The sequence below is a fragment of the Listeria immobilis genome (genome assembly GCF_014322845.1).
Lineage (GTDB): Bacteria > Bacillota > Bacilli > Lactobacillales > Listeriaceae > Listeria > Listeria immobilis.
The window spans coordinates 1-6,404 of the sequence record NZ_JAASUA010000020.1 but is presented as its reverse complement, the minus strand read 5'-3'; the positions used below and the strand labels follow the sequence as shown (position 1 = coordinate 6,404).

The following is a 6,404-nucleotide window of genomic DNA, read 5'->3' as shown; positions in this document are numbered from 1 at the left end:
ATACCAACGGTAACACCACCACCAGAAGAGCCAGTGATTGAGAAAGATGTGAACAACAAACAACATGAAGATTTAACGAACCGCGATGACAGCTTTGATTGGCATGTGAATGCAAGCTTTGGTAACACGACAACATCATGGGATCAAGCAAGTATTACAGACTCAATCAATGATTTATTAGAGATTCAAAAAGTGACGGTAGTAGATGAAAACGGAACAGATGTGACAGCCAACGGAACATTAACGGTGGACGGTAACAATATTTCGTTTGATCTAGCGAAGAAAGACGATACGTTCACGTATCTAGCAAATCATACCTACACCATGACAGTAACATCGAAAATTAAAGATAGCGCAACAGATGAAGAATTAGCACCATATATCGCTTCTGGAGGCATTCCAAACCAAGCGGACTTACATTTTGGTAACGCAGGAGATGTAATACACTCTGAAATACCAACGGTAACGCCACCACCAGAAGAACCAGTGATTCATAAAGATGTCAATAACAAACAACATGAAGATTTAACCAACCGTGATGACAGCTTTGATTGGCATGTGAATGCAAGCTTTGGTAACACGACTTCTACATGGAAACAAGCAAGCATTAAGGACTCTATTAATAGTCTACTTGAGATCCAAAAAGTGACCGTAGTAGATGAAAATGGTAAAGATGTAACTGCTAATGGGAAAGTAAATATGAATGGCAATGACGTTTCGTTTGATTTAGCGAAGAAAGATGGTGATTTTGGTTATCTAGCAGGCCATACCTACACCATGACAATTACAACGAAAATCAAAGATAGTGCAACCAATGAAGAATTATCTCCATTCGTTAAAAATGGTGGTATTCCAAATAGTGCAAGCCTAACATTCGGCGAAACAGCTAAAACAATCTATTCAGAAAAACCAACTGTAACACCACCACTTGATAACCCAACAGAGAACTTACCTCATACTGGTGATACGAACAACATGATTTGGTTGTTTGCAGGAGCACTTGTACTAGTAGCTACGTTGACATTTGCCGTTCGCAGAAGACGTCGTCACAATGCTTAATGCAGAAAAATAAGTAAAAATGTAATAACGCTTAACACAGATATAGCTAGGCAAGAATTGTCTTGCCTAGCTATTTTTTAGAAAGGAAGTAAGGTCTTGAAAAATAACGACCCCGAAACGTATCCGATTATTCAAAAAAAGTCATTAAAAGAACAGGAAGCGATTATTCAAGCCTATTTAAAAAATAAGAAGATAACGTTCCATTGTACGGAGTGTGGGTATCATTTTCCAATTCAACAAAAGATGCAAAAAGTAAGCTGTCCAAAGTGTCGTGCAACTTTTCATCGTAACTTTAAAAAGAAAGTAGGAATTAAAAGAAATGAAAAAACGCAATAAATGGTCTTTACTTTTAGTGGTAGTGATTGTCGGTCTGCTTGCTTTTGGCGGATACTGGGCATTTAACTCAAAAAAAGAAGCGGATGAACAAGCGGCCACTGCTAAAGTAGATAATATGCAGGTACAATTACTAAGCCAAAAAAAGACGAATCAAGTCGGTACTTCTGACTGGAAAAAGAAAACAAAAGAAAGCTTTCTCATTTTAGATTTAAAAATGACCAATCAAACGAAAAAAGAACAAGCGGCTAGTCTAGTAACATTTAAATTAACCGATACAAAAACAAAAAAAGAATACCCATTATCCGAATCAGCAACGATTTCGAATGCCTTAAACAAAAAAGGGAAAATGAAAGAAACCTTCTTCTTAAATACTTTAGATAAGGATGAAAGCAAAGAAGGACAGTTAGTCTTTGAAGTACCAGAAAAGACAGTGGATGCTAATAATCTTTCCCTTGTTATTTCTAGTACAAAGACAGAACAACAAAAAATGGTAAAAATACAGAATTAATCTGTTTTATATAAAGGAGTTACAATAATGATGAAATTTCGTCTTACTTTTTATTTACTCATATGGATAAGCCTCCTTCTTCTTAGCATACCTTTTCTGAAGAACGAATACCTAGCTTATCAGACGACTAAATATGATGTAACTCAGTACACGAAACAAGAGCTTGCTAATAACGAAAAAAAAGCTATTTCTGGGTCACCAGAAATAAGTGGCCTAGCAGCTATTCAGCCACCTTCTGTAACAGATATATCCAAGTCATTAAACTATGACTATTCAGAGGAAGTTATTGGTGGAATCAGTATACCATCCTTAGATATTCAACTGCCTATATTACAAAAGATATCAAATAAAAATTTATATGTTGGTGCTGCACCTGTAATTAGTAATCGGAAAATGGGAGAAGGTAACTATAGTCTAGCTGCTCATCATATTCACCGAGAAAAAGCCTTTTTCGGTCCACTTATGAACGCAAAAAAAGGGGAGAAAATATATCTTCAAAACGCAACTTACCAATATACCTACCAAATTGTGACAGTAAAAGTAGTTCCAGAAACAGATACAAGCGTTTTAAAACAAACCAACAAACCTACACTTACACTTATTACCTGTGATAAACCAACTACTACCACCAATAGGTTAATCGTAACTGCGGAACTAGTTCAAAAACAATTACTAACACAAGCAAGTAAAAGCGAAGTAGTATTCTCGGAGAAAACGATACCACTCTTTAACTTTTGGAATATCATTATTGGTGCAGGAATCATTTTTGTTATGGGACTCTTGGTTATGATTATTTGGAAGAAAAGTAAAAAATACTAAGTGTTATCGGAAATAACACTTAGTATTTCATAATATGCAAAGAGAATATATAGTAATCTAAATGTTTTAAATAGTTAGAGAGAGTCAACTTATTAGTGGTTTTTTGTCTTTTCTTAAAATATATTTAGGGTGAAAGCTAGAAAAATATCCCTTATTCATTTTATCTTAATAATGAAAGTAGAAATAGATAATAACAGAAGGAGGATGCCAAAATGTCTGATAAAAAAGTTGATGAGATGATTGTAGACTTAAATAAATACAAACTGGAGGACTACTGGATACGGATGGAAGAAATATCCGAAAATGAAGTTATTAACCAGTATCAATTTTTATATGAATTTGTTTTCGTAAAAGAAGGTGTATTGCATGTGGAAAATAAAAACCATCAGATTCTTAACTTCTTTTCTGATGGAGATGTGATAAATCAACAAGTCTTTGGAGTCACAGCAAGCAAAAAATTAAGTTTCATATGTGATGAGAAGACGTCCCTCGTTTATATTAATAGAGAATATTTTCTTAACTTTGCGACCAATAATCCGGCCTATATGAAGTGGTTTTTAGATGCAACAGAAAGAAATAATAAAAATTTATATAATGAAATCATTAAATATGATTATCCAACAAAGGAACGTATTGTACACGCATTGCAGTATCTTTGCAAAAAATTAAGAATGGAGAAAACAGAAGGTTTCCAACGCATTCCATTCTATATGGACAACGAGAAAATAGCTAATTATGTAGGTGTATCTTGCAAAGATTTTACTAAAATATTGCCTGTATTAATTAGTAAGCAATTATTAGAAAAAAGAAAAGAAGGCTTATTTGTAAAAAATGTAGACTAATAGATACTAGTTTTAGTTTAACTGTCCATTCAATGAATTTGGATCAGGTAGTTAGTCTAGGTTTTGTCATATATATTACGAAAAAGTGTGTAATTATCACATGATTAAGGTTAGCAAAACAAGTATCCTTAATTTAAGTAAACGAGGGAAAAGGAGCTAAAACGAATGAGCAAAAAAACAAAGGTAAAAAAAAGCATTCGAGTTACATCCATGGCAGTTCTTGTAACGGGCCTTGTAATATCTCCAGTAAATATAAATACATCTATGGAAAAAGTAAATGCGGCAACAAATACGGTGGCAAGTAATGTTCAAGCGGATTATCCGGTTATTTCTTTAGTGAATGGAGATTTTGAAGAGCCTTATTTAACAGAAGAAGATTTGGGGGCCGATGGTTATGCACAGCCTGATGCAGCAGATGTTCCAGGTTGGGAAACGACAGATACTACTGGTTCTATTCAAATGTTCGGTGGTTCTTTAGCAGTAAGTGGTAGACAATATGTTGAATTGAACAATGAACAAGTTGCAGCTCTATATCAGGATATCCCAACTACTCCAGGAGTTAAAGTCCATTGGCAAGTTTACCATAGAGGCAGAAATGGCACAGATGTGGCTTTAGTTGAATTTGGATCTCCTGGAGGAACATTAGTGCAGCAAGCAAGAATGTCGGATGGTAATACACAGTGGGGGATTTATAAAGGAACCTATACTATCCCAGAAGGACAAACGACTACTCGATTTCAATTTAGAGCAGTGAGTAGCGCTGGAGGGTATAAAAGCGTGGGAAATTATTTAGATAATGTTCAATTTGCGACAGGTTCTATACTAACAGTGGACGGAAATTTTTCAGAACCTAGTATTCAAGTAAGGAACCAAGTGGATTACGAAATTCAAGCAGTGAACTCTGGTGGAATGTCTGCTGCAAATAACCACTTTTCTGTACAAATACCAAGCGAATTGACTTATACCCCAGGAACACTTTCTTCTAGTGATACAACTATTACGGAAGAAAACTATGATGAAGCAACTCGGACACTGACCTTTACTACGGACAGTATAAAAAAAGATGCATCTGTTCATATTACCATCCCTTTAACTGGGCAAGCCGAGACAAGTGCGGCTACTCCGGACACAAATGTTACCTACAATGATGAAAATTTTGATGAGGAAATTACTACCGCAGAAGCAACAGACACTTCGGTAGAAATCACTAGTAATGAAATGCCAACAATCGCAGGAGATACGACAACCACACTTCAACCGGGAGACACCTTTGATCCAACAAGTACCATGACCGCGACGGATAAAGAAGACGGTGATATTACTAGCAACATTCAAGTGATAGATAATCCTGTTGATACGTCGAAACCAGGTACTTACACAGTAACCTATGAAGTGACCGACAGTGATGGCAATAAAGCGACGTTCACTCGTACGGTAGTCGTGACGGAAGCTCCTATCATTACTGGCGATACGGAAACACGATTAAATCCAAATGAAACGTTCGATGACCCAATGAGCACGATTCAAGCAACAGACAAAGAAGATGGCGATTTAACTGATCAAGTGAAAATTATTAGTAATAATGTAGATATTAGTACACCGGGGAGCTATGAGGTTGTTTATGAAGTCACCGATAGCGACGGAAACAAAACGACATTTACACGTAGCGTCATTGTAACCGAGGCACCAACGATTTCAGGTGATACACAAACGGCTATTAATCCAAACAGCACCTTTGATCCAACGAGTACCATGACAGCAACAGACAAAGAAGACGGTGATATTACAGGAAATATTAAAGTGGTAGATAATCCGGTTGATACATCAAAACCGGGAAGCTATGAAGTGACGTATGAAGTAACCGACAGCGATGGCAATAAAGCTACCTTTACACGTACAATTATCGTCACCGAAGCTCCAACCATTACTGGTGATAGCGAAACTATTTTAAATCCGAATGCTACGTTTGATCCAATGAGTACCATGGCCGCAACAGATAAAGAAGATGGTGACATCACCAAAGATATTCAAGTCACTAGTGACCCTATTGATACATCGAAACCGGGAAGCTACGAAGTGACGTATGAAGTAACCGACAGTGATGGGAATAAATCCACTTTTACCCGTACGGTTACTATAACAGAGCCACCCCAAATTTCCGGTGAGAGTGAAACGTATCTAAGTCCCGGCACTACTTTTGACCCCATGAGTACGATTCAAGCAACGGATAAAGAAGACGGCGACATCACAAGCACAGTAAAAATAACAAACAATACTGTAGATACATCGAAACCTGGTACCTACGAAGTGACGTATGAAGTAACCGACAGTGATGGCAATAAATCTACTTTCACCCGTACTGTTATTGTGACAGAGGCACCAATCATCACTGGTGAAAGTGAAACAGTCTTAAATCCAAATGCAGACTTCGATCCAATGAGTACGATTCAGGCAACAGATAAAGAAGACGGGGATGTTACAAGCGCAGTAAAAATAACAAACAACACTGTAGATACATCGAAACCAGGTAGTTATGAAGTGACGTATGAAGTAACCGACAGTGACGGTAATAAAGCAACCTTTACCCGAACTGTCATTGTGACGGAAGCGCCAATCATCACAGGAGATAGTGAAACACGATTAAATCCAAATGCAGATTTTGACCCAATGAGTACGATTCAGGCAACGGATAAAGAAGATGGGGACATCACAAGCACAGTAAAAATAACAAACAATACTGTAGATACATCGAAACCAGGCAGTTATGAAGTGACGTATGAAGTAACCGACAGTGACGGTAATAAAGCAACCTTTACCCGAACTGTCATTGTGACGGAAGC

General features: G+C 37.0%; 6 protein-coding genes. All 6 read left to right on the top strand.

Going from position 1 to position 6,404, the window contains the following annotated elements; all coding sequences use genetic code 11:
- Positions 1-1,059, top strand: a 1,059-nt coding sequence (locus tag HCJ45_RS14705) for an isopeptide-forming domain-containing fimbrial protein (protein WP_185395784.1), incomplete at its 5' end; no start/stop codon positions are given.
- A gap of 96 nt (positions 1,060-1,155) precedes the next feature.
- Complete coding sequence (locus HCJ45_RS14700) at positions 1,156-1,395, top strand: FmdB family zinc ribbon protein (protein ID WP_185395783.1); 240 nt, start codon at positions 1,156-1,158, stop codon at positions 1,393-1,395.
- Entirely contained in the window at positions 1,379-1,903 is a 525-nt protein-coding gene (locus tag HCJ45_RS14695) for a DUF4352 domain-containing protein (RefSeq protein WP_185395782.1), read from the top strand. The genes HCJ45_RS14700 and HCJ45_RS14695 overlap by 17 nt, the downstream gene beginning before the upstream one ends.
- A 27-nt stretch (positions 1,904-1,930) precedes the next feature.
- Positions 1,931-2,722 carry a class A sortase gene (locus HCJ45_RS14690; protein WP_185395781.1) on the top strand — a complete coding sequence of 264 codons (792 nt, stop codon included), beginning with the start codon at positions 1,931-1,933 and terminating at the stop codon, positions 2,720-2,722.
- A gap of 212 nt (positions 2,723-2,934) precedes the next feature.
- The gene (locus HCJ45_RS14685; protein WP_185398433.1) at positions 2,935-3,564 is read left to right on the top strand and encodes a Crp/Fnr family transcriptional regulator; all 630 of its coding nucleotides are present in this window, start codon (positions 2,935-2,937) and stop codon (positions 3,562-3,564) included.
- A gap of 165 nt (positions 3,565-3,729) precedes the next feature.
- Positions 3,730-6,404, top strand: a 2,675-nt coding sequence (locus HCJ45_RS14680; RefSeq protein WP_187125286.1) for an immunoglobulin-like domain-containing protein, incomplete at its 3' end; no start/stop codon positions are given.